This window comes from Parasynechococcus sp. (genome assembly GCF_042954325.1).
In the GTDB taxonomy this organism is placed as follows: Bacteria; Cyanobacteriota; Cyanobacteriia; order PCC-6307; family Cyanobiaceae; genus Parasynechococcus.
The window spans coordinates 20,317-42,973 of record NZ_JBGKDS010000069.1 but is presented as its reverse complement, the minus strand read 5'-3'; the positions used below and the strand labels follow the sequence as shown (position 1 = coordinate 42,973).

20 protein-coding genes are annotated in these 22,657 nt (G+C 60.7%); 5 read left to right on the top strand and 15 right to left on the bottom strand.

The genetic code is table 11. From position 1 onward, the window contains the following. Positions 1-208 (top strand): type II secretion system F family protein (locus ACGVKB_RS09010; RefSeq protein WP_392351268.1); only part of this gene is annotated, 208 nt, incomplete at its 5' end. On the opposite strand, the gene ACGVKB_RS09005 is transcribed toward ACGVKB_RS09010, so the two are convergent. Together ACGVKB_RS09005 and msrB are read right to left on the bottom strand one after the other, a co-directional pair. Next, positions 183-1,517 carry an NAD(P)/FAD-dependent oxidoreductase gene (locus ACGVKB_RS09005; protein ID WP_392351266.1) on the bottom strand — a complete coding sequence of 445 codons (1,335 nt, stop codon included), beginning with the start codon at positions 1,515-1,517 and terminating at the stop codon, positions 183-185. The two genes, ACGVKB_RS09010 and ACGVKB_RS09005, sit on opposite strands and share 26 nt — an antisense overlap. Continuing rightward, complete coding sequence (gene msrB / locus ACGVKB_RS09000) at positions 1,447-1,950, bottom strand: peptide-methionine (R)-S-oxide reductase MsrB (protein ID WP_392351264.1); 504 nt, start codon at positions 1,948-1,950, stop codon at positions 1,447-1,449. The genes ACGVKB_RS09005 and msrB overlap by 71 nt, the downstream gene beginning before the upstream one ends. 68 nt (positions 1,951-2,018) lie before the next feature. Here msrB and dusA point away from each other — a divergent pair, with 68 nt between their 5' ends. Further along, positions 2,019-3,017 (top strand): tRNA dihydrouridine(20/20a) synthase DusA, encoded by a 999-nt coding sequence (gene dusA / locus ACGVKB_RS08995; protein WP_392351262.1) that lies wholly within the window; start codon positions 2,019-2,021, stop codon positions 3,015-3,017. Between the two features lie 14 nt (positions 3,018-3,031). On the opposite strand, the gene ACGVKB_RS08990 is transcribed toward dusA, so the two are convergent. From ACGVKB_RS08990 to ACGVKB_RS08960, 7 genes are all read right to left on the bottom strand, one after another. Next, complete coding sequence (locus ACGVKB_RS08990) at positions 3,032-3,544, bottom strand: RNA recognition motif domain-containing protein (RefSeq protein WP_392351260.1); 513 nt, start codon at positions 3,542-3,544, stop codon at positions 3,032-3,034. 129 nt (positions 3,545-3,673) lie between these two features. Then, positions 3,674-5,080, bottom strand: a complete 1,407-nt coding sequence (gene argH, locus ACGVKB_RS08985) for an argininosuccinate lyase (protein ID WP_392351278.1) — start codon at positions 5,078-5,080, stop codon at positions 3,674-3,676. Between the two features lie 28 nt (positions 5,081-5,108). Beyond that, on the bottom strand, positions 5,109-6,533 hold the full coding sequence (locus ACGVKB_RS08980) for a PP2C family protein-serine/threonine phosphatase (RefSeq protein WP_392351258.1): 1,425 nt from the start codon (positions 6,531-6,533) through the stop codon (positions 5,109-5,111). 38 nt (positions 6,534-6,571) lie between these two features. Beyond that, positions 6,572-8,179 (bottom strand): signal recognition particle-docking protein FtsY, encoded by a 1,608-nt coding sequence (gene ftsY / locus ACGVKB_RS08975; protein ID WP_392351256.1) that lies wholly within the window; start codon positions 8,177-8,179, stop codon positions 6,572-6,574. Further along, positions 8,179-8,814 (bottom strand): transcription antitermination factor NusB, encoded by a 636-nt coding sequence (gene nusB, locus ACGVKB_RS08970; RefSeq protein ID WP_392351254.1) that lies wholly within the window; start codon positions 8,812-8,814, stop codon positions 8,179-8,181. Before nusB ends, ftsY begins: the two co-directional genes overlap by 1 nt. A 5-nt stretch (positions 8,815-8,819) precedes the next feature. After that, positions 8,820-9,554, bottom strand: coding sequence for a DUF502 domain-containing protein (locus ACGVKB_RS08965; RefSeq protein WP_392351252.1), 735 nt, complete (start codon positions 9,552-9,554; stop codon positions 8,820-8,822). A 48-nt stretch (positions 9,555-9,602) separates the two neighbouring features. Then, positions 9,603-10,265: an HpsJ family protein gene (locus ACGVKB_RS08960; RefSeq protein WP_392351250.1), complete on the bottom strand. Its 663-nt coding sequence runs from the start codon at positions 10,263-10,265 to the stop codon at positions 9,603-9,605. 34 nt (positions 10,266-10,299) lie between these two features. On the opposite strand from ACGVKB_RS08960, the gene queG reads away from it, so the two are divergent. From queG to ACGVKB_RS08945, 3 genes are read left to right on the top strand one after another with little or no spacing between them, the layout of a single operon-like run. Next, positions 10,300-11,265 (top strand): tRNA epoxyqueuosine(34) reductase QueG, encoded by a 966-nt coding sequence (gene queG / locus ACGVKB_RS08955; protein ID WP_392351248.1) that lies wholly within the window; start codon positions 10,300-10,302, stop codon positions 11,263-11,265. A gap of 16 nt (positions 11,266-11,281) precedes the next feature. Next, positions 11,282-12,151 carry a tetratricopeptide repeat protein gene (locus ACGVKB_RS08950; RefSeq protein ID WP_392351246.1) on the top strand — a complete coding sequence of 290 codons (870 nt, stop codon included), beginning with the start codon at positions 11,282-11,284 and terminating at the stop codon, positions 12,149-12,151. Positions 12,152-12,196: 45 nt separating this feature from the next. Next, a complete protein-coding gene (locus ACGVKB_RS08945) occupies positions 12,197-14,683 on the top strand; it encodes a DNA topoisomerase (ATP-hydrolyzing) subunit A (RefSeq protein ID WP_392351276.1) in 2,487 nt (828 codons plus the stop codon). Positions 14,684-14,698: 15 nt separating this feature from the next. Here ACGVKB_RS08945 and purF read toward each other — a convergent pair whose 3' ends face one another. The 6 genes from purF to ACGVKB_RS08915 all read right to left on the bottom strand — a co-directional run bounded on the left by purF (position 14,699) and on the right by ACGVKB_RS08915 (position 22,631). Next, entirely contained in the window at positions 14,699-16,159 is a 1,461-nt protein-coding gene (gene purF, locus ACGVKB_RS08940) for an amidophosphoribosyltransferase (protein ID WP_392351244.1), read from the bottom strand. A 35-nt stretch (positions 16,160-16,194) separates the two neighbouring features. Next, positions 16,195-18,504, bottom strand: a complete 2,310-nt coding sequence (gene purL / locus ACGVKB_RS08935) for a phosphoribosylformylglycinamidine synthase subunit PurL (protein ID WP_392351242.1) — start codon at positions 18,502-18,504, stop codon at positions 16,195-16,197. 48 nt (positions 18,505-18,552) lie between these two features. Next, on the bottom strand, positions 18,553-19,332 hold the full coding sequence (locus ACGVKB_RS08930; protein WP_392351240.1) for an RNA methyltransferase: 780 nt from the start codon (positions 19,330-19,332) through the stop codon (positions 18,553-18,555). Positions 19,333-19,334: 2 nt separating this feature from the next. Further along, positions 19,335-20,507 (bottom strand): DNA polymerase III subunit beta, encoded by a 1,173-nt coding sequence (gene dnaN / locus ACGVKB_RS08925; protein WP_392351274.1) that lies wholly within the window; start codon positions 20,505-20,507, stop codon positions 19,335-19,337. A gap of 449 nt (positions 20,508-20,956) precedes the next feature. Then, positions 20,957-22,015, bottom strand: a complete 1,059-nt coding sequence (thrC, locus tag ACGVKB_RS08920; RefSeq protein ID WP_392351272.1) for a threonine synthase — start codon at positions 22,013-22,015, stop codon at positions 20,957-20,959. 82 nt (positions 22,016-22,097) lie between these two features. Next, complete coding sequence (locus ACGVKB_RS08915; protein WP_392351238.1) at positions 22,098-22,631, bottom strand: alpha/beta hydrolase; 534 nt, start codon at positions 22,629-22,631, stop codon at positions 22,098-22,100. Positions 22,632-22,657: the final 26 nt, after the last annotated feature.

Here is a 22,657-nt window from a genome sequence, read left to right as displayed (position 1 = left end):
CATGCTCTCGATCGGTGAGGAAACCGGCGAGATGGACAAAATGCTCAGCAAAGTGGCTGATTTCTATGAGGACGAAGTGGGAGCGATGGTGAAAGCTCTGACCTCAATGCTCGAGCCCGCGATGATCGTTGTGGTGGGCGGCATTGTGGGGTCCATTCTTCTGGCGATGTATCTACCGATGTTCACGATCTTCGATCAGATCGCGTGATCTCTTCAGCGACCGCCTGACCGGCCAACCATCCGCTGGTCCAGCAGTGCTGAAAATTGAATCCCCCGGTGACACCATCGATGTCAAGGAGCTCACCAGCCAAATGCAGCCCGGGGCAGACCCTGCTTTCCATGGTGGCCAGGTTGACCTCACCCAACGTCACCCCCCCCGCCGTCACGAACTCTTCGCCGAACGGTCCCCGCCCCTTCACCGAATACACAGACTCCTGAAGGGAGCGCAGCAGGGCTTGTTCAAACTTCGCTGGACAATCCGCCCAGCGGAGCTCAGGGTTCACGCCAGCCCGTTGCAACAGGGCAAGCCACAGACGTCGCGGTAAACGATCCACCAGCGGACGAGCCGCAGCCAGGGTGCGCCTGGCACTGGTTTGGCGCAGGTCCCGCATGGACTTGGCCAGGGTGGCCTGATCCTGAGCACCACACCAACGCACCTTGAGCTCACCCCGGTAACGCTGCCCATGGAGAGCCCGTGCCGCAAAGGCCGTCAGCCGCAGCAATGCTGGGCCGCTTAAGCCCCAGTGGGTGATCAAAACCCGACCAACCTGATGAAAGCGCTGCCCCTCGAGCTGAAGGGTCAACGCCACATCATCGAGGGCCACTCCGGAACAACTGACCAGTTCAGGGGCATCCAGCGCGAGGGTGAACAGCGAAGGAACCGGTGCAATCAACTGATGCCCCAGGGACTGGGCCAGTCGCCGACCGCTGGGATGACCCCCGGTCGCCAACAACAACCGCTTGGCTTGCACCATCTCGCCACCGCGGCAATGCACGTGAAAGCATCCATCCGGCTGATGCTCCACCCGTTGGGCCATGGCCGTGAGCTTCAGAGCCACCCCATGATCCCGAGCGGACTGCCTTAGGCACTGAACCACCGCGGAGGAGCGATTGGCCTCGGGAAACATGCGCCCGTCGGGTTCCTCCACGAGGTTCAGGCCATGGTCTGCAAACCAGGCGATCGCGTCGCCCGCAGCAAAACGGCTGAACGGCCCACGCAGGGGCCGTTGACCGCGTGGGTAATGGCCGACAAGTTCGGCGGGATCCCAGCAAGCGTGGGTGACATTGCAACGCCCACCACCACTGAGGCGAACTTTGGTGAGGGGATCGGGTGTGGCCTCCAGCACCAGCACCCGCTTCACTCCGGACTCAGCGGCAGTGATCGCGGCCATAAAGCCCGCGGCCCCGCCACCAACCACCAGGAGATCCCAGAGCGGAACGGACTGACTAATCGGCGCGGAAGACAAGGGCGACCCCGTTGTTGCAATAGCGCTTGCCCGTTGGCCGCGGGCCGTCATTGAAGACATGACCCTGATGGCCACCGCAGCGCTGGCAGTGATATTCCGTGCGCGGAATAATCAATTTGAAATCTACTTTTGTCGCGATCGCCCCCTCAAGAGGCTGAAAGAAACTGGGCCAACCGGTGCCGCTGTCGAACTTGGCGTCCGAGGAGAACAGCGCAAGATCACAGCCGGCGCAGTAATACGTACCTGACCGTTTCTCCTCATTGAACGGACTGGTGAACGGCCGTTCTGTCCCTTCATCGCGGAGCACCTGATAGGCCTCTGGAGACAGGCGCTGGCGCCAATCCGCGGCGCTGAGATCCCAGGCAGGATCCTTGGCCTTGGAAGCAGCCAGCACCGGCCGCGGCCACCATGTTGCCCCGAAGACACCAGCCACAGCCGCCAGCAGCAGAGAGCGACGCGACAGAACAGCAGCGGTGAGCGTCATCGGAGCGACTAATCGAAAGAGGTCGGTTCTAGCCGGGGGCGCATCATTCCGACAGGCAGCATGGAGCCATGGATGCCGCAGACACCATCAACAAGGCCTACCGCTTCAGTGTGGCGCCGATGCTCGATTGCACCGATCGTCACTTCCGGGTGCTGATGCGGCTCATCAGCAAACGGGCCCTGCTCTACAGCGAAATGGTGGTTGCTCAGGCCCTCCATCACAGCAATCGTCGCGACAAGCTGCTCGGCTTTGACCCGATCGAACACCCGATTGCACTGCAAATCGGAGGAGACAACCCAGCCCTTTTGGCGGATGCCGCCCGCATGGCAGACGACTGGGGCTATGACGAAATCAATCTGAATGTGGGCTGTCCAAGCCCGCGGGTGAAAGCGGGAAATTTCGGCGCCTGCCTGATGGCGGATCCGGACCATGTCGCACGTTGCGTGGACGCCATGGTTCAAGCCACACAGCGGCCGGTCACGGTGAAGCATCGCGTTGGCATCGATGACCTGGATAGCGATGCTTTGCTGACGGCCTTTGTGGATCGGGTCGCAGCCGCAGGGGCCCAACGCTTTTCCGTCCATGCCCGAAAAGCCTGGCTCGAGGGATTGGATCCCAAGCAAAACCGGACGATTCCCCCCTTGCAGCATGAACGGGTTGTGGAGCTCAAACAACGACGGCCCCAGCTCATCATTGAGCTCAATGGTGGACTGGACACGCCCGAGGATTGCCTCAAGGCACTGAACGATGTCGATGGCGCCATGGTGGGTCGCGCTGCCTACGCCCATCCCCTGCGTTGGCAAACCATCGATGCCCTGATCTTTGGCGAAGCGGAACGTTCGGTTCTCGCCTCAGAGGTGGTGCTCGGACTGATGCCACACGCGCAACGGCATCTCGAACGGGGAGGTCGACTGTGGGACCTCTGCCGTCATCTGGTTCAACTGGTGGAAGGAGTCCGAGGAGCGCGGCACTGGCGACGCAACCTCGGCCTGCAGGCCCAACGGCGGGGTGCAGACCTCAAGGTGCTGCAAGAAGCCGGTATCCAGTTACAGGACGCCGGCCTCTAATTCCACAACAGGGATCAGCCCTCAGCACCGCCGTAGCCGGAATAATCGCTGCCGCCACCCTCACCGCCACCGGAGGAACGACGGCGACGGCTGCGGCCGTCGTCATAGCTGCCGCTGTCGCTACCCGCATCGCGAGAACCAGCGCCATAGCTGCGATCCTCCCAACCACGGGCGCCGGATGGACGATCACCGCCACCACCGCCGTAGCCGCCACCATCACCGCCGCCGCGATAACCACCGCCACCGCCGCCGCCGTAGCCGCCACCACCACCACGGGGTGCACTCCCACGGGGTTCAGCTTTGTTGATCCGGAGCGGACGTCCCATCAGTTCGGCGCCCTGAAGGCCTTCGATGGCTGCGTCCTCAAGGGACTCATCGGCCATTTCGATGAAGGCGAAACCGCGTTTGCGTCCGGTATCACGCTCGAGGGGAAGGGCACAGTTGGTGACTTCACCAAACTGGGCAAACAGCTCAATCACATCCTCCTGCTCAGCGCGGAAGGGAAGGTTGCCAACAAAAATGCTCACGTTTCGCGTGGACCGGGTACGAAGAATGGGACCTGGAACATCGCCATGGGGCCATGACTCCGGAAAGAAGCGGCGTACCTCTGGCATCTTCAGGGTAGACCCGCCGGAGCAAACGGGTCATCCAAGCTGTTATGAACCTTGCAATCGCTGTGCCCAGAGCGCCAGCTGCTCGTCCACCCGCTCGAAGGCCGTCCCCCCTTCGGAACGACGGGCCGCCACCACAGCCCGAGGGGCCAGGGCCTCATGCAGATCAGCTTCAAAAGCGGGATGCAACTCCTTCCAGGCCTCCAAGCTGAGATCCCTCAACAGACAGTTCTCGTCGAGACAGCGGCGCACAACGGCGCCAACCAACTGATAAGCCTCGCGAAAAGGCACACCACGGGCAACGAGGTAATCGGCCACATCGGTGGCGTTGGAGAAGTCGGTCGCGACGGCTTGTTCCAAACGCTCCGGACGAAAACTCAGACCCTCCTCAAACAAAATCGCCATGGCTTCGGTGCAATCCCGGGTGGTGCGGAAGGCATCGAAGAGGGCTTCCTTGTCCTCCTGAAAATCCTTGTTGTAGGCGAGCGGAAGGCCCTTGATCATCGTCAACAAGCCCTGGAGATGACCGAACACACGGCCGGTTTTGCCGCGAACCAACTCGGGCACATCAGGGTTTTTCTTCTGTGGCATCAGGCTGCTGCCGGTCGCACAGCGGTCCGTAAGGCGGACAAAAGCAAATTCTTCCGACGCCCAGGCAATGACCTCCTCAGACAGACGACTGAGATGTGCCATCACCAATGAGGCCGCTGCCGTGAATTCAACGCAGAAATCACGATCACTGACGGCATCCAAACTGTTCGAATAAATCGTCTCGAAACCAAGATCCGAGGCGGTCCGGCGACGATCAATCGGGACCGGCGTCCCGGCGAGGGCCGCAGCACCCAACGGGCAAATGTTCACCCGCCCACGGACGTCGCGTAGACGCTGACGATCCCGCTCCAGCATCTCCATGTAGGCCAGCAAATGGTGAGCCAGGCAAAGCGGTTGGGCACGCTGCAGGTGCGTGTAACCCGGGATCAATGTGCTGCGGTGCTGGTCAGCCTGCTGGAACAGCGCACGCTGCAAGCGCTGCAGATCACCATCCAGCTCATCGAGACGACGGCGCAACCACAAGCGCAGGTCTGTGCCCACCTGATCATTGCGGCTACGCCCGGTGTGCAGCTTTTTGCCGACCGGCCCCAACAACGCAATCAGACGGCGTTCAACCGCGAAGTGAACATCTTCATCGGCCAGACCAGGCTGAAACGTCCCCTCGGCAGCCTCACGGCGCACAGTCTCCAAGCCTTGGACGAGTTGATCGGCCTCATCCGAGCTGATGACACCCGTGGAGGCCAACATGCGCGCATGGGCGATCGAACCGTCCAGGTCCTCCTGCAGCAGGGTGAGATCAAACCGAATCGAAGCATTGAACGCTTCGATGAACGGATGGAGACCCTGCTCGAAGCGATCACTCCAGGTGCCAGCCGAACCACCGGTCACACCACCAGCCATCACACGATCCATCGGTGCCCTCAGCTTGTCAGGCCAGTGGTCGCCGATCGACCAGAGCAACACTCGGCAGATTCACCGCTTCCGGAACTTTCAGCACCACCATTGAGGCATCGTCTTCCAACTGACGATCAACACCCACGAAGCGATCGAGCCGGTCGAACAGAGCATCAAGAATGTCCTGGGCACTGCGACCACTCCTGCAGGCACGCTCCAACGCGCTGATCAAGCGCTCTTCATCAAAGCGATCGCCGGTGATGCCAGGGGCTTCGGTGACTCCATCGGTGTAATAAAGCAGCACATCACCGGACTCGAGACGCACCTCACCGAGGCCGTAGTCCGCCTCCGGCTGCAAACCGATCAACAATCCCGCCGCATCGAGACGGGTGATGCTGCGACGCTCCGAGCGCCAAAGCAAAGGAGGGTTGTGGGCAGCATTGGCGTAGCGCAACCGGCGCGTTCGCGGATCGAAATCCGAATAGAACAGCGTCACGAACCGATGGGACTGGGCGAGATCCTCCTGGGCGAGTTGATTGAGATCGTGAAGGATGCGATCCGGTGGCAGACCACTCAGCACCTCAGCACGAAGCATGCCGCGAAGCATGGTCATCAACAGACCCGCTGGAACGCCTTTGCCCATCACATCACCCATCACGAGAGCCCAACGACCCCGTTCCCGTCGTCGCCCCATGAGCTCAGGCCGCGTTGGGATGAAGTCGTAGTAATCACCTCCGACCTGAAACGCCGGACGACAACGCGCCGCCAGGTCCACCCCCTCAATGACCGGACAGTGATCCGGGAGCAATTGAGCCTGAATCTCAGCTCCGATGCTCAGCTGGCGATCCACCCGTTCGTGACGACGAGCCTCCTGCAGCAACTGATCGTTTTCAATCGCCACACCGGTGAGATCAGCAACCATCTGGGCGTGACGGCGATGCACCTCGGACCAAACCAACGGCCCAGAACGATCAAAGACGTACAAACGCCCTCTGGAACGACCGCGGGCCACGATCGAAGTCGCGAACAGACCCGCCTTGGGAATGAAGCGCTGAACAAGACGATCCAGGGAGAGGATCTGAGTGTCATCACTACCGAAACCGGCCAGATGACCAGCATCCAGAGAGCCGAGCCGACGCAACAACTCCTGCTGCTTCGGCATCTGTTCAGACACCAAATGGATCTGTTCACGCCAGATCCGCCCGTCCGCCTGGAAGGGCACCAACAGGGCCCCATCGGTCATCAGCAACCGCGACGCAACCACAGGCACCAACTCAAGAAAACGCGTGAGGTTGGTGAAACTGCGCTGTGCAAACGACAGGGACGCCAGCAGATCCTGATTCCGTCTCTGCTCGCCGGTCAGGCTTTCAAATAACTGCCGCAGATTGGTTGTCTGCGCTGGAGAACTGGCGCCTCGAGCCGACGGTGAATGGTGCTGCCGGGGCGGCTTGCTGCTCACGGCTCAGCCCCTCGATGAGCCGCAAAGTAGCAACCCCGTCAGCGTCCGGCCAGCAAAGCCTCCACAAATTCAAAACTGTTGAACGGTCGAAGATCGCGAATCCCTTCACCGGCACCGATGAACCGAATCGGCAGGCCCGCTTCCGAGGCGACGGCTAGGGCGACCCCGCCTCGAGCGGTTCCGTCGAGCTTGGTAATGACGACACCGGTGAGCTGGGCAGCGTCGGCAAAGGCCATGGCCTGCCGCAAACCGTTCTGGCCCTGACTGGCATCCAGGACAAGCAGCGACTCGACATGGGCCTCCGGCGCGAGGCGATCAATGATCTTGCGAACCTTCTGGAGTTCCTCCATCAGATTGTGCTTGGTTTGTAGTCGACCGGCTGTATCCACTAGCAGTAGGTCGCTGCCGCGGGATCGAGCAGCGCCAACCGCATCGAACACAACCGCAGCGGGGTCAGCGTTGCTGGTGGGATTTGAAATCACATCCACGGCACTGCGCTCGCCCCACACTTCCACCTGTTGAACCGCCGCAGCACGGAACGTGTCGGCGGCCGCGATCAATGCGGAATAACCGCTGCGAACGGCCAGGTTGGCCAACTTGCCCAATGTGGTGGTCTTGCCAACGCCGTTGACTCCCACCATCAACCAAATGTTGAGGCGACCGCGCTGGGGACCCAACAACTCGACCCCTGATGCGCTGATCGGTGCCTCCAGCAGACCTCGCAACTGCTCCTTGAGGAAACGAATCCCTTCGGCGGGATCGACCACCTCCTGATTCATCCGCTCACGCAGGGCATCCAAGACTTGATCCGTGGCGGTCACGCCTGCATCGGCACGCAGGAGCAAGGTCTCCAGATCGTCAAGAACCTCTGGCGTTAAAGGGTCATCCCCAAGGTTCTCCAGGAGGCCCGCAACAAATCCCTGGCGGGTTTTTTCAAGCCCCCGTCGCAGACGCCCGAGCCAGTCGATCTCTTCGAGGGAAACCTCATCCGCCTTGCGCCCTTGAGCCGCAAGCACCTCCGCCGACCAGGTGAAGTCGTCATCAAAGGATCCAAGTTGAGGCTCTGCCGCATCGGCAACAGGCTGCACCGGAGCTGCGGAAGAGGCTGTGGATGAAGGAGCCGCTGGAACCGCAGGGGCAATCGGTGCCGACGTGGGCTCGACTGGAACAGCACGGGCGTCTAAGTCCCTCTGGCGTTGCTCACGCTGGGCCGCGGCCTGCTCCAAAAATGAGAGTGCCTGGGGCTGCTCAGGCTCAGGCTCAGGCTCAGGCTCAGGCTCAGGCTCAGGCTCAGGAGATGGTGCTGGTTCCGGCTCGGGCTGGGGCTCAGGTTGAGTGTCCACAGCTGCGGTCGGCTCGGGTTCAGCCGCAACAGCAACAGCCTCCTGCTGTGCTTTCAGGCGGGCATAGGCCGCCTTCGCCCAGGCCAGGGCTTCATCTTCTTTGGTGGTGGGCTGCGGAGCCGGTTCCGGTGCCGCAGGCTCGGCTACGACAGGTTCGGCTGCAACCGTTGTTGCGTCGGGTGTGGTTTCAGGCGCAGCCGGTTCCTCCACAGCCTGGGGACTGTCCGGTTCGGGCTGAACGGCCGGCGTTGCTTCGGAACTTTGATCCGATTCGCCGTTGCGTTGAAACCAGTTGAACACCATCAGGCCGACGCAGTGGATGCCGAATCATGGAAGCGTCGCAGGACTCCATTGATCATGCGCCGACCCTGTTCGTCGCTGTAGCGATTTGCCAGCTCAACAGCTTCGTTGAATGCAACGGCAGCAGGTGTTTTCAGATCGGTCAGATCCACCACCGCTAAGCGAAGGATGTCCCGATCAATCCGGGGCAATCGGCTGAGGCGCCAATTTTCCATCACTCCATCAAGCCGACGATCAATCTGATCTCTGGCCTCGAGCACCAGAGACACCCGACGCATGGCATCCAGGCGAATCTGTTCCTGATCACTGAGCATCAGCAAACGAGGCAGCTCCAAGCTGGCTGACAGACCGTTCAGCACCTGCTCCGCTCCGGTCAAGGCACTGCGGAGATGTGTTCTCACCTTGTCGTGGTTGGCACGATCGCTTTCTTGAAGCTCACTGTCGAGCAGGTTCTGCTGCGCTTGATCCAGTTCGGACGCACTGGCATCCAAGGCTTCCCGCCAATGGAACATCAAGCTGTCGAGAGCTTTCTGAAGCAAGCCATCCATGGCGAGCTTTTCCAGCTTGGGTTGGTTCTGTTCAGACACCTGGCCCAGGACTAACAAAGCCAGCTCGCGAGAGAGGGATCTGGACTGCATGGCGGTCAGGAGGACGGTGTAGCGGACGAACGAAGCTGAGCGATCAGGCTCGAAAAGCTGCGATTCACTGGAGCTTCACGCTCATCAGGATTCACGATTCCCGCGGAAATGATGGTGCGGAAGGCCTCTTCAACAGAAATGTTGAGCTCCCGGACGGAACCTTCAGGAACAAGGGTGTACCAACCGGTCGTGGGATTGGGTGCCGTGGGGATAAAGACACTCAACAGGGGCTGGTCGAGATCGGACTGCAACGACGGACCAACTTCACCGGTGACAAAACCAACGCTGAACAGTCCCTCACGGGGATATTCCACGAGCACAACGCGACGGAAACGGGTGGAATTGTCCCTGAGAACCGTTTCCAGAAGCTGTTTCAGGGTCTTGTAGACCGATCCAGCCAAGGGAATACGCGTGAGCGTGCCTTCGCCGAATTCGAGCAGCCAACGGCCAACGATGTTCCTGGCCATCAGGCCGATCAGGAGAATCCCGAGCAACGGAACAGTGAGACCCAACGCCAGGTTGATCAGATCCTGGAGCAGGGGGTTAAGGGTGATGAAGGGATTGAACTGCTTCGGGATGGACGTCAAAAACGCCAGCACGAAACGACTGACGATCGTCGACAACCAAATTGTGGTTGCTAGTGGAATCACCACCAGCAACCCTGCAATCAGATCGTTTTTGAGATCCTGCTGAAGCCGAGCTGTCAGCGGCAGATCTGGCCTGGGATTGGACTGGACCAAGGAAGGAAGGGTCCGTAGTCAGAGAGGTTGATCCAACCTAACCAGAGGTCAGAGCACGGCGGTCAGAGCCAGCAGCACAAATGCGATCGCGAGCACCACGGCACTGCCGGTGACTCCGACCAATCGTTGACGGGATTCACGGCTCTGCTGCTGTTCCGCCTTCTCGAGCTGCTCCTGCATCTGAGTGATCTGAGAATCAACCATCTGCTCTGCAGCACGCTGTTTGTCCTCATCGGTGGCATCGGTGGCCAACTGACCGGCCTGGGCTAACTGCTCACCCAGAGCTTTGACCTGATCCTGGTCCTCACGGAAGCGCTGGGCTTCGGCAATGGCCTGGCGACCCTGGGTGAGGTTCTGGAGCTTTGGACTGTCCTCAGCAGGCTTGGCCAGCGACAGGTACACCGCAGCAATCATCCCCAAGGCCAACAGGGTCGAAATCAGGCAAATCACCCAGCGCAAGGGGGTCTGAGTCCGGCGTGGATGATCAAGACGGGACCCGATCAAGGCCACAAGGAGCCCGAGAAAACCCAAAGGAGCCAGGGTGACAACCGCACCCATTGCCTGGACTTTGATGCTGGGATCCGACCAATCGAGGCCGGTGAGCAAGGCAGCAAGCTGCAAACCCAGCACGACGACCATCGTCAAGCCGAGCCAGCGGAGCAATGGAGACAAGCGACCGACGGAGGCGCTTCCGATCTCGGATGAGCTCACGTGAAGATGAAATTGAACTGAAATCCTAGGGGCGATGTCTGCATCCACCCAGCAGCTCCGGTGGGATCTGACTCAGGCACTCAAACAGCGTGCCCGTGATGAAGGGTTCAGCCCCGTAGGCCTGGCCAGACTCCCGGGAAGCCATCGGTTGCAGCTGCGGACTGCGGCCCTGGAACGTTGGCTGGAGCAAAACCATCAGGCGGGAATGGGATGGATGGCCGCACCGCGGCGGCGGGATGCCTCGCAACTGCTGGACGGGGTGCAAAGCCTCCTCGCGGTGGGACTGAACTACCACGTTGGAACCAACCAACAACCAGGAAGCCTCAAGGTCGCCCGCTACGGCTGGGGCCGGGACTACCACCGGGTGGTGGAGCAACGGTTGAAGCGCGTCGGCCGCTGGCTGAGCGAGCAACGGCCGGACTGTCGCTGGCGTGTGTGCGTTGACGCAGCACCACTGCTGGATAAAGCCTGGGCCGAAGAGGCCGGACTGGGCTGGATCGGCAAACACAGCAACGTGATCCATGCCGAACAAGGGTCATGGATGGTGCTCGGCCACCTGCTGACCACCGAAGCCCTTGAGGCGGATGAACCCGCCCGCAGCCTGTGTGGTCGCTGTCAGGCCTGCATGGACGCCTGCCCAACGGATGCGATCCGAGAACCCTTTGTGGTGGATGCCAATCGCTGCCTGGCGTATCACACGATTGAAAACCGTGAACCGTCTCTACCACCGGAGATTGCGACTGCTCTGGGCCCATGGGTCGCTGGCTGTGACATCTGCCAGGAGGTCTGCCCCTGGAACCACCGCAACCTGCCGAGCAGCGACGATCCGGATCTTCAACCAAGGCCCTGGTTGCTGAATCTGCGCAAGAGCGATCTCCTGAACTGGGATGACGCCAGCTGGGATGAACGCCTACGTGGCTCTGCTTTGCGACGGATCAAACCCTGGATGTGGCGACGGAACGCTGAAGCAGCGACACCGGATTCGCCCACTAGCCTTTAAAAACTGCTCGTGACCCATGGCTCGCCGCCGCATCGTGGCCACCGTTCTTGCTGCGGGAGCCCTGGCCTGGACCACTCCAGCCCAGGCTTTGGTCCCTTACGTCTACCTGCCGACTCCCGAGGAACGGCGAGGGTCATCGATCGGCATCGGACGCACCGCAGCGCAACTGCTGCAATTGGGCCAACCCCGCGAAGCCGCACAGCTCGCCGCTTTGGCGGTCCGACTGCAACCTGACGATGAACGTCTCTGGTCGGTACTGGCGGAAGCGCAACTGCGCAGCAATCAACTCACCGAAGCCAGCCGGTCCCTGGCCCGGGCCAAAGCCCTCAACCCAGACAAAGCCGGGCTTTGGTTTGCCGAAGCAGCGATCGCCCTGCGCTCGGAACGCCCCGATGAAGCGGTCAGCCTGCTGCGACGCGGCCTGCAACTGGACCCCAAAAATGCTGCTGCCTACTTCGATCTCGGCAATGCCCGAATTCTGCAACGCAACCTGCCCTCGGCGCTCGAAGCCTTTGAACAGGCCACCGGCCTGAAACCGAGCTTCTGGGAAGCCCTCAACAACCAGGCCCTCGTTCTTTACGAAATGGGCCAACGGGATGAAGCGATCGTGCGCTGGCGCCGCGTTCTGACCATCGACAACAACCCTGAGCCAATGCTGGCGCTAGCGGCCGCTCTGCATCGCCGGGGCGGAGCGGAACAGGAAGCGCTGACCCTCGCCAAGGACGCCCTGGCCGGTAACCCCAATTACGTGCTGCCCCTCCATCAAGTGGAGCAGTTGTGGGGCCCGCAGATTCGTCAAGCGACGGCCGACTTGCTGATGCGTTCGGAATTGCGTGACACTGTTGAGCGCGCCCAGGCCAACGCCACGTGGAAGAAATCCAATTAGAAGTCTGTAGGCTGAGCGCCTTCCGCCTTGGAACCCGCGGACAGGATGGCTGAGGAGCGCGTTCAACCGATCGCCCTGCATCAAGAGATGCAGCGCTCCTACCTCGAATACGCAATGAGCGTGATCGTGGGTCGGGCATTACCGGATGCACGTGATGGCTTGAAGCCCGTGCAACGGCGCATCCTTTACGCGATGCAGGAACTGGGCCTGACCCCGGATCGCCCTTATCGCAAATGCGCCAGGGTCGTTGGTGATGTCCTGGGTAAGTACCACCCACACGGTGATCAGGCGGTTTATGACGCCTTGGTGCGATTGGTACAGACCTTCGCCAGCCGCAATCCACTGCTGGATGGTCATGGCAATTTCGGCTCTGTGGACGACGATCCGCCCGCTGCCATGCGGTACACGGAAACGCGTCTAGCCCCGATCGCCCATCAGGCTCTGCTGGAGGAGATCGGTGACGACACCGTCGACTTCGCACCGAACTTCGATGGGTCCCAGCAGGAGCCGACCGTTCTTCCAGCTCAGCTTCCATTCCTTCTGCTGAATGGCTGCTCAGGCATCGCCGTCGGCATGGCAACGAGCATTCCACCGCACAACCTCGGTGAAGTTGTTGATGGTCTGATCGCGCTGGTTCGCAAGCCTGACCTGAGCGACGACAAGCTGCTGGAGCTGATCCCAGGACCAGACTTCCCGACCGGCGGAGAAGTCCTGCTGGGCAGTGGATTGCGTGAAACCTACCTTCAGGGGCGTGGCAGCATTCCCATGCGTGGCGTCGCCCACACCGAGGAAGTGCAACTCGGCAAGGGACGGCATAAACGCAATGCGGTCGTCGTCACGGAGTTGCCTTATCAACTCAGCAAAGCCGGCTGGATCGAAAAACTCGCCGATCTGGTGAACGACGGAAAAATCGGTGGCATCGCCGACATTCGGGATGAATCCGACCGTGAAGGCATGCGCGTCGTGGTGGAACTGCGGCGGGATTCAGATCCCGACAAAGTTTTGAAGGAACTGCAGCGCCGCACCGCTCTACAGAGCAACTTCGGCGCCATCCTCCTGGCTCTGGTCGATGGACAACCTCAACAGCTCTCCCTGCGCCAATTGCTGCAGACCTTCCTGGATTACCGGGAACTCACACTGATCCGGCGCACCAGCCATGCCCTGCGGAAGACGGAAGATCGGCTGGAGGTTGTGGACGGACTGATCACCGCCCTGAACAACCTTCAGGCGGTGATCGCCATGATCCAAGAGGCTGCCGATGCAAGTTCTGCCCGCGCCAGCCTGATGGTGCGCCTGGAGCTCAGTGAACGCCAGGCCGATGCGGTTCTGGCCATGCCATTGCGACGTCTCACGGGGCTGGAGCAAGAAAGCCTGCGCAAGGAACTCGACGAACTTCGTGCGGAACGGGAACGTCTGACGCTTCTGCTGCAAAACCGTGATCAGCTTCTTGATGCTCTCGTCAGCGAGCTCAAGACACTCAAGAAACGCTTCTCGACACCAAGGCGCACCCGCTTGATCGAAGGGGGGGACATGCTGATGGCGGAGCGTGCCGCCAGCCAACGCCCCAACACCGAACTGCTGCGCCAACAAGCCCTGTCGGCCTTACCCGGCGATGCACGGCTCCTGATTCAGGCAGATGGTCAGGTCAAAGTGGTGAGCCCGCAGGTGCTCGGACGCATGCATCTGCATGAGGCGTCCCAACTTGGGGATGATCCCAGTCCAGCGCGACTGATCCTGCCGATCGAACCGCCCCCACGCCTACTGGCGATCTCTGCGGCCGGTCGCGTCGCAATGATCCGCTGGGAATTTGCCGGACAACAGCCAGGATCTCTCGAGCGATTCCTACCCACGGCGCTCGATCAAGACCCAATCATCGGCATCGAATGTCTACCCGCCCATGACGATCCGACCCTGAGCCTTGGACTGCTCAGCAGCGATGGACGCTTCAAACGACTGCCCCTGAGCGAAGTGTTCGACCTGTCGGGACGGGCCACCAGTGTGGTGAAGCTGAAGGAGGGTGTCCAGCTCCAAGCCGCCATGATCTGTCGCGATCAATCCGATCTTCTGCTGGTCACCGACATCGGCCGTGCCCTGCGTTTACCGGTGAATGAAAGCTGCCTGCCACTAATGGGGCGGCTCGCACAGGGACCCATGACCCTGCGCCTGCTGCCGGGAGAAGCGATTGCCGGTGGCATCAGTCTCGATCGACCGAACAAGGCATCCAATGACCCCGACAGTGTTGTCATCGTGAGCCGGGGCGGACGGATGAGCCGCGTTGATCTCGGCGCCTTGCAACCGTGCTGGCGGGGAGATCTCGGTCGAATCCTGATCAAACTGGACGACGATGCTGACCGGATCCAAGCGATCGCTCCCGGTGATGGCCTGGTGGGCGTGGCCACGAGTACCAAGCGTCATGCCCGTTTCATCCCGGCAGACCTGGAACTCAACGAACTCGCGCAAGGATTTGCCACCAACCTGCAGCTTCGTCAGGACGAACACGTGGAACGAATCGTCCCACTGATCAAGGACTGAGCAGAACGGATCCGATCAGCTGCCGGCAATGCCGGCAGGTTCGAGCATCAACTTGCTGGCCATCACATCGCGATCCATCGGAATCGGGTACTGACCGTCGAAGCAGGCGCTGCAGAAATGACCGGATTCGGCTTTCGCCGCTTCCACCATGCCTTCCTTACTCAGATAAGCGAGGGAATCCACCTTGAGGTGCTCTTTGATTTCCTCCAAGGTCAGTCGGGCCGCGATCAACTGATCCTGTGTATCGGTGTCGATGCCGTAGAAGCAGGGATGGGTGACCGGAGGGGAACTGATCCGCATGTGCACCTCCGTGGCACCGGCATCGCGCAAGGCGACCACAAGCTTGCGACTGGTCGTTCCCCGCACAATCGAATCGTCGATCACGATCACCCGCTTGCCGGAGAGAACATCCGGCAGGGGATTGAGCTTGACGCGAATGCCAGCCTCCCGCATCGCCTGGGTGGGTTGAATGAAGGTGCGCCCCACATAGCGATTCTTGATCAAACCATCGGCGTAGGGGATCCCGCTTTCCTGTGAGAACCCGATCGCCGCTGGAATGCCGGAATCAGGAACACCGATCACCAAATCGGCATCGACACCCGATTCACGGGCCAAGGTGCGGCCGATGCGCTGGCGGTAGCTGTACAACGATTCACCGAAGAAGCGGCTGTCGGGGCGCGCGAAATAGATCATTTCGAAAACGCAGAGTCGATTCGGCTCTTCGCTCCAACGTTCCCGCAGCAGATCAGCGGAACCCAGCTTGAACTGCACCAATTCTCCGGGCTGAACGTCATCGACGTACTCCGCCCCAATGATCTCGAGGCCGCAGGTTTCACTGCTGACCACCCATTGGCCCGCGGCCTGATCACCCAGAAAGCCAAACACAAGGGGGCGAATTCCGTGTCCATCACGGATCGCAAACAGACCTTCAGGGGTGCCGATCACAAGGCTGAAGGCCCCTTTGCACAGATGCAGAGCGGCTTCAATCCCGGCCTTCCAATCCAAGCCGCCATTCACGGCCTGCTGAATGGCAAAGGCGATGAGTTCGGAATCGGTGGTGGAAGTGAATTCCACCTGGCCATTGTCCACGGCCTTTCTCAAATCAGGCGCATTGACCAGGTTGCCGTTATGGGCGAGGGCGAAGGCACCGAGACGGGTCATCAACACCACCGGCTGGGCATTGCAAACCTTGCTGCTGCCAGTGGTCGAATAGCGGTTATGGCCAATGGCGAGATTGCCGGGCATCCGCGCCAGCACATCCTGGTCAAACACCTGGCTGACGAGGCCCATGTCTTTGTGCAGACGAACCTTGTCCTGATTGAAAACTGCGATGCCTGCGGATTCCTGACCGCGATGCTGCAGGGCGTACAAGCCGAAGTAGGTGAGGTTGGCGACGGACTGCTCAGCAGCAAGAACTGCAAAGACCCCGCAGGCCTCTTCCATCCGATCAGGACGCTCCGCCTCAACCTGCAGCATGGGGCGTCCCTTCAGAATCCTTTCAGAATTCTGCATCACGCCAGGCGACGGGGCAGAGCTTCAGTGTGGGCCCGTTGCAACGCGGGCACCGGCACCTTGAGTTCCGGTCCGTCACCGCAACGGATCTGGAGCTGAGCGTGCTCACTGACCCGACCAAGATCGGTGGCTGGCACATCCGGCATCTCGGCCAGTAAGGCCTGCCAGGCAGCGACCTGCTCAGCCTTCACGGACACCACAATCCGAGCCCCTCCTTCGGCGAACAACACACGCTCCAACCGTGACGTCGACGCCATGAGCTCCAGGGTCACACCCAACCCGGAGGCAATGCTGGATTCCGCAAGGGCCACGGCCAATCCGCCATCGCTGCTGTCGTGTGCTGAAGCGATCAGACCATCGGCGATCGCCCGTCGGACCAACCCCTGCACCGCCTGCTCAAGGGCCAAGTCAACCCGCGGAGGACGACCGGCGAGATCGCCCTGAACCAGCTGCTGATAACTACTCCCAGCCAGTCCAAGGCGATCATCACCGTCCTCCTGGGGAGGCACTCCCAGCAGCACCACCTGATCCCCGGGCTGACGCCAGCCCAGGCCCACAACGGTGCGGATGTCATCGACAAGGCCAACCATGCCCACCACAGGGGTGGGGTGAATGGGTTGAAGCGTCCCATCATCCCGACGGGTTTCGTTGTAGAGGGAGACATTCCCTCCGGTCACCGGCGTGTTCAAAGCCCGGCAAGCCTCCGAAATTCCACGGCAGGCCATCGCCAACTGCCAATACCCGATGGGAGTTTCCGGTGAGGGAAAATTCAGGTTGTCGGTGATCGCGAGCGGTTCCGCACCCACACAGCTGAGGTTGCGAGCAGCTTCAGCGACGGCCGCCATGGAGCCACGCTCGGGATCAAGCGCCACCCATCGGTTCGGGCAATCGACCGTGGCCGCCACCCCTCGCGTGACGGTGGTCATGGCATCCGCTCCCTGCTGCGGACGCAGACGCACAACAGCGGCATCGGCCGCCCCAGATGACACCACGGTGTTGGCCAGCACCTGCTGGTCGTACTGACGGTGCACCCAACGCTTGCTGGCGATGGTGGGATCGTCGAGCAACCGCAACAGGGCATCGCCCGGATCAGCCAGAGGCGTGAGTTGATCCTCCTGCCAGGTCCACAGTTTCTGCAGGTGTTCCGGCGGCTCCTTCAAGAGTTCATGGCATTCGATCGGCGTGTCATCGGCGAGAGCCGTGGCCGGAACCTCAGCGGCAACGGAACCGTGATGCAGCACCCGCACCACCGGTTCCTCCAAAACACGACCCACCACAGCTGCCTGCAATCCCCAACGCCGGAAGCGATCCATCAGGGGTTCTTCGCGGCCGGATTTGACCACGAACAGCATCCGCTCCTGGGACTCGGACAACAGGAACTCATAAGCCGTCATCCCCGCCTCTCTGGCGGGAACACGGTCGAGATCCAGCTCAACCCCGAGCCCACCCTTGGCGGCCATTTCCGAGCAGCTACAGGTGAGACCGGCGGCCCCCATGTCCTGGGCGGCGACCACATCACCACTGGCAAAGGCTTCGAGACAAGCCTCAATCAATCCCTTTTCCAGGAATGGATCACCGACCTGAACCGCGGGGCGATCATCGAGGGAATCCGCGCTGAGTTCCGCACTGGCAAAGCTGGCACCACCCATGCCATCACGGCCGGTTGTACTGCCCACGTACACCACCGGATTGCCGACACCGATCGCTCCTGATTTGACGATTTCATCGGTTTCCATCAGGCCCAGCGCCATGGCATTGACCAGGGGATTGCCGGAATAGGAGGGGTCAAAGGCCACTTCACCACCCACCGTCGGCACCCCGACGCAGTTGCCGTAATGGGCGATCCCGGCCACAACCCCTTCGATCAAGCCAACATTGGTTGGATCCTCCAGCGGCCCGAAACGCAGGGCATTCAGCAGCGCGATCGGCCGGGCGCCCATCGTGAAGATGTCGCGAAGAATCCCACCGACACCGGTGGCTGCTCCCTGAAACGGTTCAACAGCCGATGGATGGTTATGGCTCTCGATCTTGAACGCCAGGCGATGGCCGTCGCCGAGATCAACCACCCCGGCATTTTCACCAGGGCCCACCAGGATCCGAGGCCCCTCGGTGGGGAAGCCACTCAACAGCGGTCTGGAGTTGCGATAACAGCAGTGTTCGGACCACATCACCCCGAACATCCCCAATTCCGCACGATTGGGCTCGCGACCCAACCGACGGCAAATCTCATCCCAATCTCTGGGCTTCAGCCCTTCCTGCTTGAGGGCTGAAGCAACGTCATACCCAACCGCGTCAGCAGAGGAAACCACAACCAGTGATGCACCTGTAGCCAGTCTTGCCGACGGAGGGCACGCTCCTCAGACCCAGGGATCCTCGTCGCGCGATCTGGAACGACGCTGTTGCTGCTCGTCCCAGAGTTGATCATCCCAATCATCCAAAGGATCCACCTGATCCGAGGACGGCGCTGGGGGACGACGTTGGGGCGGGGGCTCAGCGGAGTCTTGCCAGCTGGGTTCACTGGGCTCATCCCAGGGGGGTTCATCCAACCAACCCTCCAAGCGATCACCAGCACGATCACCGATGTCCCGGAGCTGATCCCGCCAACGCTGGGTGCGTTGCAAAAGATCCTGACGGACACTGGAGCGGGACAAGGGCAGATCATCGAGACCGTCCAGTCCGGTGGAGACCACCCCTGGCTGCTGGTCGACGATGCGATCGGGGGTCAGACGCCAGCGCGACGTCCCCGGAAGCCGGGGGTCACTGCGGGACACGAGGTAGTGCTGAATGTCTCCCGAGGTCGGGTCAAACACCAAATCCGCCACGGCCCCCAGCCGCTCGCCATGGCGATCCAAAAGCTCAGCATTGAGCAACGTCGGCAAGCGATCAAGCGTGGTCGGGTCGGTGACCGCGGGTTCGCCGCGGACAAACACCTGATCGTCGGTGAAACCACAGCACTGATCCAAACGCCAGACCTCACGGGTCATGCGCAACGCCGATGGGCGACTCACCCAACCGAGCAGGCGATGCACCGGAGGGTGCATCCAGGCCATCACACCCGGACCATGATCCAGACCCAGATCACAGCGCACGGTGTGCTGCAGAAGATCACTGAGCAACAGCTGATCGGAGGAACCCACGGTCAGGAGCGAATCTGCACGGGCATCACCAGATAGGTGAACGTTTCAGTGTCGTCCTCAGACTTCAGGATCGCTGGAGTGGTGGGTGTATTGCAGTGCAGCACAACCCGATCGCAACCCATTGCTTTGAGGCCATCAAGCAAATAACGCACGTTGAACGCAATTTCGGTGGCTTCCCCGGTCAAGACCGCCGCCAGAGATTCCGAACCACTGCCGACATCCTGGGCATCAGCGGTGAGCTGGACCAGACCATCTTCGGGCTGGCTGCTGAATTTGACGACATTGTTGTGCTGATCCGCGAGAACGGCGATGCGTTCGAGGGCAGCCACAAGTCCACGACGATCGAGCGCGAACGTCCGGGTGAAGCCGTCGGGAATCAGCTGGCGATAGTTGGGGTAGGTGCCTTCCAGGGTGCGACTCGTCACCATTTGGTCGGCGGCGAGAAACACCACCTGGCCGCGATCACAGAACAGGCTGACCGGTTCCTCGGAACGCCAGCCAGCCACCAAACGTTCCACTTCCCGGAGGGAGCGTGATGGGAGCGTGACGGCGAAACCGGCAGCACCATCGCTTGAATCCCCCACGGCTGTGGAAAGCGGTTCGTCTTGAAGGGCGTCTTCGACTTCCAGCACCGCCAAACGGTGTCCATCGGTTGCCGCGGCTTCGACGGTTCTGTTGCGGAAGCTGAGATGAACGCCGGTCAGCAACTGCTTGGCTTCATCGTTACTACTGGCAAACAGAGTGCCTTTTAAAGCTTGGACCAGAGCCGTGGCTTGAAGTTTCAAGGTCGTACCGCTTTCCACCATCGGCAGATCGGGGTAGTCGTCAGCGGGCATGCCCCGCATCTGGTAATTGCCGCTCAGGCTGGTGAGTTGCACTTGCTCACCGCCATCGGCGGTCGCAAGGGTGAGTGGGGAATCACTGGAGAGTCGCGAGACGATCTCGCCAAGCAGACGCGCTGGCAGGGTGATGGCACCACTGCTTTCCACATTGGCGGGCAGCGACGTTTGGATGCCGAGGTTGAGATCAAATCCAGTCAGGCTCAAGCGTCCGCTGCCGGCATCAGCGGTCAGCAAAACATTGGCTAACACCGGATGTGTTGGCCGGGTTGCCACAGCACGACTCACGAGCTGGAGAGCTCCATTCAGCTCGGACTGAGAGCAGACCACTTTCATCGCGCTGAGGCCTGAAGGGATAACGGCAACCCACCGTTTCACAGGCTCAGGGCAAGCGCAACGGTGCTTTTGTTCGGATCTGCTTTCGGCTGTTCTGTTCTAAAGAACTAAAAAAAAGAACAAACAACAGTCGTAGAAGGCTCTGTGGAAACGGTGGAAAACACCCCAGACCCCTTCGCCTGAGCGCTGTTTTCGATCAACGGGGCTGAGGAAAGTGCTTTCCACGTTGTGAGGAAAACAGTTGCTTTCCACTTTTCCCAGGATGGGGAGAACGGGGTCGGAGATCAAGGGCCGCATTGCCGGCGGTTCTCCCCAGGTTGTGGGGGGTGTTTCAGGGGGTTGTCCGCAGACACTTTTTGGGTTGATTGGACCGTTTGTGGGGGTCTTGCCATCAAAAAGCCCCCTTGCGGGGGCGGCGGGTCCTGCGGGTTTTGGTCTCGGCGGGGTGTCTAGAAGCCCATCACGTTGGCGACGGTGGCCAGATCCGGGTTCAAGTCGGTATGGAAGGCGGCATCGTTGTTGTTGATGGCGCAATCGGGATCTTTGAGGCCGTTGCCCGTGAGGACACACACCACCGTTGCTCCGGCAGGCACCTCGTCCTTGCGCTTGATCAGGCCGGCAACCGACGCGGCACTCGCCGGTTCACAGAAGATTCCTTCTTGGCCGCCGAGCAGTTTGTACGCCTCGATAATTTCGGCATCTGTGACATCGAGGAAGGCTCCTTTGCTGGCGGCCCGTGCTGCGACTGCTTTGGCGCGGTTCACCGGGTTGCCGATTCGAATCGCGGTGGCGATCGTCTCCGGATCGCTGACGGTGGTGTCGTTGACCAGAGGTGCTGATCCACTGGCTTGGAATCCCATCATTCGAGGCAGTGTGCGGCAGCGGCCCGCGTTTTGATATTCCTGGAATCCCATCCAGTACGCGGTGATGTTGCCGGCGTTGCCCATGGGAATACACAGCCAGTCCGGGGCTTCACCCAGGGCATCGATGATTTCGAATGCAGCGGTCTTCTGACCCTGCAAGCGGTAGGGGTTCACCGAATTCACCAACGTCACCGGATATTGATCCGCTGCTTCTCGGACGATGTCGAGGGCACGGTCGAAGTTCCCGCGAATGGCGAGGACTTCAGCGCCATAGACCAAGGCCTGAGCCAGTTTTCCTTGGGCGACGTAGCCGTCCGGAATCAGAACGAAGGCCCGCATGCCGCCCCGGCGGGCGTAGGCCGCGGCCGCAGCACTGGTGTTGCCTGTGCTGGCACAAATCACCGCTTCACAACCGTCTTCCTTGGCCTTGCTGATCGCCATGGTCATGCCTCGGTCCTTGAAGGAGCCGGTGGGATTCAGACCGTCGTATTTCACGTACACCTTCACGCCCTTGCCGATGCGTTCTGCGACGGATGGCACGGGGATGAGGGGTGTCGCTCCTTCTCGCAGCGTGATGACCGGGGTTTTGCTGGTGACGGGGAGCCACGTCCTATAGGCCTCAATCAGGCCTGGCCAGTCCTGCATGACAGGACTGGGAGCAAAGCGCCGACGGAGGTTCTGAAGCAGGGTCACCAGCTGGATGGCGTGATGAGCCGGAATCTAGGCGTCAGGGTTGGCTTTCCTTTAATCCATCCAGTGGAGAGTCGGAGAAGAAGTTCACCAAGCCTGCGATGGATTCTGCTTTTTCGATCACAGCGGTCAGTGCCGGAATGTTGATCGCCAGGGTGGAGTTGGGATAGGCCTTCAGGAAACCGATGGCCGTCAGTGATCCGTCGTTGTCATGGAGTCCATTGATCACGGCAGCACGGATCGCCGGCACGCTGACCGAGGGGGCGTCGGTGCTGATTGGATACAGAATCCGTGCCACTCGCCGGATGATCGCTTCGCCGATCCGGGTGTTGATCAGGCGGCTGGTGAGCACTAAAGGAAGGCTGATTTCCTTGTTTAAAAGCTCAGAGACATCCTCTGGATTTTGTCCTGAGATCTCCAGCAGGTTTTTGAGCAGCCCCACCGGTTCACCGGTCGTTGCCAGATGCTCAATGTCTTTGACCGGGATCGAACGGCGAAATGCCCCACTCACCAGGGCGACATTGTCCGCAGCAAGCGCGGGTGTTCCCAGGGCCCCAAAGCTGAGTCCCATCGCCGTGATGGCCACTAGACACCGGC

Excerpts from the sequence above, each read along its gene's own strand:
- ACGVKB_RS09005 (WP_392351266.1), bottom strand. The coding sequence starts at position 1,517 with ATGACGGCCCGCGGCCAACGGGCAAGCGCTATTGCAACAACGGGGTCG.
- msrB (WP_392351264.1), bottom strand. The coding sequence starts at position 1,950 with ATGACGCTCACCGCTGCTGTTCTGTCGCGTCGCTCTCTGCTGCTGGCG.
- dusA (WP_392351262.1), top strand. The coding sequence starts at position 2,019 with ATGGATGCCGCAGACACCATCAACAAGGCCTACCGCTTCAGTGTGGCG.
- argH (WP_392351278.1), bottom strand. The coding sequence starts at position 5,080 with ATGGCTGGTGGTGTGACCGGTGGTTCGGCTGGCACCTGGAGTGATCGC.
- ftsY (WP_392351256.1), bottom strand. The coding sequence starts at position 8,179 with ATGGTGTTCAACTGGTTTCAACGCAACGGCGAATCGGATCAAAGTTCC.
- nusB (WP_392351254.1), bottom strand. The coding sequence starts at position 8,814 with ATGCAGTCCAGATCCCTCTCTCGCGAGCTGGCTTTGTTAGTCCTGGGC.
- queG (WP_392351248.1), top strand. The coding sequence starts at position 10,300 with ATGTCTGCATCCACCCAGCAGCTCCGGTGGGATCTGACTCAGGCACTC.
- ACGVKB_RS08950 (WP_392351246.1), top strand. The coding sequence starts at position 11,282 with ATGGCTCGCCGCCGCATCGTGGCCACCGTTCTTGCTGCGGGAGCCCTG.
- ACGVKB_RS08945 (WP_392351276.1), top strand. The coding sequence starts at position 12,197 with ATGGCTGAGGAGCGCGTTCAACCGATCGCCCTGCATCAAGAGATGCAG.
- purF (WP_392351244.1), bottom strand. The coding sequence starts at position 16,159 with ATGCTGCAGGTTGAGGCGGAGCGTCCTGATCGGATGGAAGAGGCCTGC.
- dnaN (WP_392351274.1), bottom strand. The coding sequence starts at position 20,507 with ATGAAAGTGGTCTGCTCTCAGTCCGAGCTGAATGGAGCTCTCCAGCTC.
- thrC (WP_392351272.1), bottom strand. The coding sequence starts at position 22,015 with ATGCAGGACTGGCCAGGCCTGATTGAGGCCTATAGGACGTGGCTCCCC.
- ACGVKB_RS08915 (WP_392351238.1), bottom strand. The coding sequence starts at position 22,631 with ATGGGACTCAGCTTTGGGGCCCTGGGAACACCCGCGCTTGCTGCGGAC.